This is a genomic window from Shewanella sp. T24-MNA-CIBAN-0130 (assembly GCF_040310185.1).
Taxonomy (GTDB): Bacteria; Pseudomonadota; Gammaproteobacteria; order Enterobacterales; family Shewanellaceae; genus Shewanella; species Shewanella psychromarinicola.
In genome coordinates this window covers 1-236 of the sequence record NZ_JBEOPP010000565.1, presented here as the reverse complement: position 1 = coordinate 236, position 236 = coordinate 1, and the positions used below count along the sequence as shown (strand labels likewise).

Annotated in this window: 1 pseudogene; it reads left to right on the top strand. The window is 64.8% G+C overall.

Going from position 1 to position 236, the window contains the following annotated elements:
- A pseudogene (locus tag AAEZ02_RS23515) lies at nt 1-236 on the top strand (hypothetical protein); the annotation flags it as partial.

The window sequence follows — 236 nt, the reverse complement described above, 5'->3', positions numbered from 1 at the left end:
CTACACGCCTGAACATCCCACCGTGGACCACGGCTTCTTTGTCTCCCTCACCCACGCCAACGGCGTGATTTCGCACCTGTGGGGCAACGCGTTGCAGAACAGCCAGGCGCCGCGCTTTCGCGTCAGTGGCAGCCTGGGTTGCTACACCGTCGAGGGCCTGGACGGCCAGGAAGAAGCGCTGCTGGCCGGCAAGTCGCCGAAAACCGAAGGCGAACACTGGGGCGCTGAGGTTCCTC